This window comes from Saccharopolyspora sp. NPDC000995, assembly GCF_053599315.1.
Map to the genome: position 1 here is coordinate 1 of NZ_JBSFLZ010000241.1, position 4012 is coordinate 4012.

The window sequence follows — 4012 nt, forward strand, 5'->3', positions numbered from 1 at the left end:
CGAAGGCATGGAGGTCCCGTTGACCGAACTACGGGCCAGGCGAATGGCGTCCTGAGCTGCGTAGACGGACTGTGACGATCGGGCCGTGGGGAACGCTCCGGCGGCTGACTGCGTTGCCCCGCAGCTCCGCTCCTCTGTGATCTCATCCTGGGTCGTTGTCGATCCCGACGGCTTGTGGAGGAGTCAGTGCCAAACCGAGGCAGCGCAGGGGTTCGAGATGTAGTGGGGCTGGTGGTGCCCCGGGTGGGGCGCGTGGAGGAGACCAACGACCCGACCGCGCCGTACCGGCTGCTCGACGCTGACGGTGGCGAGGTCGCCGCAGTCACCGAGTTCCTGCACGACATGCTGGCCGACGACGCCAGCCGAGCCTCGTTGCGCTCCTACGCTTACGAGCTCTTGGGGTGGTTCCGGTTTCTGTGGGCGGTGGGCGTGCCGTGGGAGCGCGCGACCCAGGTGGAGGCAAGGGACTTCGCCTTATGGCTGAAGATGACGAAGAAGCCACCGCGGCCGCGTCGGCCGGACGCTCCGGCGGCGGGCTCGATCAACCCGGTGACAGGCAAGAAGTACCCCGGCGTGAACTACGCCGCCCGCACCCGCCGGCATGCTCGCGCAGTGGTTCGCAGCTTCTATGAGTACCACCGCGACCTGCACGGTCGACCACTGCTCAATCCGTTCCCCAAGGCCAAAAACGTCGACGAGGAGCACCTCAACGCCCACCACAACCCGATGAAGAACTTCCGCAGGCCGGCGCGGCGGGCGCCGTACCAGCCGAAGGAGCCCAAGCGGGTCGCACGCGGGATACCGGACGAGGCGTTCAACGAGCTGTTTGCCGGGCTGCCGTCCGATCGGGACCGGGCGCTGGTCGCCTTCTACATTTCCGCTGGGCCCCGGGCATCCGAGCTGTTGGGGGTGACCCGCAACCGGGTCAACGCCGGCGACCAGACGATCGGGGTGATCCGCAAGGGTTCCCGGGCGTTGCAATGGCTTCCGGCCTCGGCGGATGCGTTCGTGTGGCTGCGGATCTACCAGCAACAGGTGCGCTCGTTGGTCCCGGCCGGGGGAAGTCAGCCGCTGTGGTGGACGCTGCGCCGACCGTTCCGGCCGTTGACTTACGACGCCATCCGCATGGTGTTTACCCGCGCCAACGACGCGCTGGGCGCGAACTGGACGCTGCATGACCTGCGGCATGCCGCGCTCAAACGCATGGCGCGTGATCCGCAGATGACGCTGTCCGACGTGCAGTGGGTGGCGGGACACGCACACATCACCTCCACCGAGATCTACCTTGAGCCCGACCAGGATGAGGTCATCGCGCACGTCCTGGCCCACCATGAACGCCAGCGCAGCGGGAGCGCTCTGCCGCCCACACCGGCGCCGGGCTACCGGCAAGAGGTGCTGCAAACGCTGTTCGGCGCGGCCCCGCTGAGCGGAGGCGCCAAGTGAGCGTCGCCGTGCACACAGTCGACGATGACATCAGCCGTGCCGACAAGGGCCACGCCGCACTGCCGACCGGTCAAGAGGCACGCGAGGCGGCGATGACGTGGTGGCAGACGCGCGCTTCCCGCTCCAGCGTGCTCGAGCGGACGCTCGCGTTGCCGTTCACCGCCAACAGCGACGCCAACACGCGAACCCGGGAGCGCGGGCTGGTCAAGCTGCTGGACTGGCTGGAGGATCAGCCCGGCGAGACCTGGCAGCAACGTTGGCTGGCCAGCGGGGCCGAGGACATCGGCAGGTCGTGGGTCCAAATCCCGTTGGAATGGTTGGCGAGCCAGGGACGGGCGCGCAAGTACGACCGCATCGACGTGGGCAGCGGGATGATCCCACTGCTGGCCGGGCAGGTCGTCCGCCCCGGCTATCGGTGGCTGCTACGTCAGCAGCCCGCGCAGCTGCTTGGGCACATCCGGCGTGCCCTCGACCCCGACGGGTTTGCTGCCCTGGAAGCACATTGTGAGGCCACCGGCCGCGACGGCATCCTGGACCGCCGCCACGCGATGAACCGCATCGCCTGGATCCTGACCCGCAAAGGCGGCGTGATTCAGGACATCACGATCGGCGACTGCGTCGAGCTGCAGCACGCCATTCAAGAGCACCAGGCGCAGGGCAAGGGCAAGCACCTTTTCTACGCGCTGCTGGCGGAGACCGGCGTGTTCGGCCCGAACGCGCCCATGCGGCTGAAGGCGGTCATGCTGCCGGGCCAGATGACCCCGGCCCAACTCGTCGACCGCCACCACGTCGCTTGCCGGTCCGTCCGTGACCTGCTGGTCGACTACCTCACCGAACGCGCCGCCGAGCTGGACTACACGTCCTTGGACGCGCTGGCCAGCAACGTCGTCGGCCTGTTCTGGCGAGACCTGGAAAGGCATCACCCGGGCATCGAGTCATTGCGGCTGGACCCCGAGGTCGCGGCCGCATGGAAGGACCGCGTCCGGACGATCTGGGACAAGAACGGACGCCCGCTGCGGACCAGGGTGAACACCCACAGCGTCTTCACTTACGTCCGGGCGTTCTACCAGGATCTGGCCAGATGGGCCGCCGAGGATCCCGCTAGGTGGGCCTCCTGGGTCGCGCCCTGCCCGATCCGGCCCGCTGACTGCGGACACAGCAAAGCCCGCTTGCGGCGCAAGGCCGAGATGGACCAGCGCACCCGCACCCTGCTGCCCGCACTGCCCGTCCTGGTGGACACAGTCGAGCGCCTGCACGAGCAGGCCCAGCGGCGGCTTGCCGCCGCCCGCGATGTCCCAGCGGGCGACATCTTCACTATGGACGACGAGGCATTTCTTCGTCGGGCCGGGACGACGGATCGCGTCTACGTGAACGCCACGTCCACAGGGAAACGGCGCGACCTTTCCGGCGAAGAGGAGGACGCGTTCTGGACCAAAGTGATCGTGGAAGTCTTGAAATCGACCGGGATACGGATCGAGGAGATGCTGGAGCTGACTCACCACAGCTTCATCGCCTACCGACTGCCCACCACCGGCGAGATCGTCCCCATGCTGCAGGTCGCGCCCTCCAAACTAGACCAAGAACGGCTGCTGCTGATCGCACCCGAACTCGGGGAGGCGCTCACCGCGATCATCCACAGAGTCCGCGGCGCCAACTCGGCAATCCCACTGGTGTCGGCCTACGACACCATGGAACGGACTTGGAGCGCGCCGATGCCGTTCCTGTTCCAGCGTCGGCATGGCGCCGAGAATCGCGCCATCTCCCGCAACTACATCCACAAATGCCTCCGCGCCGCCGTTACCGCCAGCGGCCCGACCGGCCCGGACAACCAGCCGCTGAGATACACGCCCCACGATTTCCGAAGGCTCTTCTTAACCGACGCCCTCCGTTCGGGCCTGCCTCCGCACATCGCGGCCAAGATCGCCGGGCATCAGCAGGTGGACACCACACTCGGCTACGCCGCGATCTATCCCGAGGACGTCATCAACCACCACAGGGCCTTCATCGCCCGCCGACGGTCGTTGCGCCCGAGCCAGGAATATCGCGAGCTCACCGGGCAGGAATGGGACGAGTTCTTGGCGCACTTCGAGCTGCGCAAGGTCGCTCTGGGCACCTGCGCCCGCGATCACGGAACTGCTTGCCAGCATGAAAATGCCTGTATTCGCTGCCCACTCCTGAGGCCGGACCCGGCCCAGCAGCCCCGCTTGGAGGAGATCCGCGCCAACCTGCTGGACCGCCTGCAGGAAGCCAAGGAACAGGGCTGGCTCGGCGAGGTCGCCGCGATCGAGGCCAGCCTCGCTGCCGCCGACCAGAAACTCGAGTCCATGCAGACCCTGGCGGTCAAGCACACGAGGACACACCTGGGCATGCCCGACTTCCACCACTCAGCCGGGAGGTCCAGCCGCCTCGATAGCTGAGGCAGCCGGTCACGACACGCCCGGCCAACACACGAGACCAGGATTATTTCTACGACTTTGCGTGACCGCCGACGTGATGTCGGCGGGTGCCTGCGCTTCCTCGGCTAGTTCGGATAAGACCAGCTCGGCGCCCTCGGCCTCGTGCTCAACGC

Annotated in this window: 2 protein-coding genes; both read left to right on the forward strand. The window is 67.3% G+C overall.

Translation table 11 applies throughout. The features are described from left to right. Positions 1-243: 243 nt before the first annotated feature. The gene (locus tag ACWDKQ_RS35340; protein ID WP_450143101.1) at positions 244-1443 is read left to right on the forward strand and encodes a tyrosine-type recombinase/integrase; all 1200 of its coding nucleotides are present in this window, start codon (positions 244-246) and stop codon (positions 1441-1443) included. Next, positions 1440-3860 carry a tyrosine-type recombinase/integrase gene (locus ACWDKQ_RS35345; RefSeq protein WP_450143102.1) on the forward strand — a complete coding sequence of 807 codons (2421 nt, stop codon included), beginning with the start codon at positions 1440-1442 and terminating at the stop codon, positions 3858-3860. Before ACWDKQ_RS35340 ends, ACWDKQ_RS35345 begins: the two co-directional genes overlap by 4 nt. Positions 3861-4012: the final 152 nt, after the last annotated feature.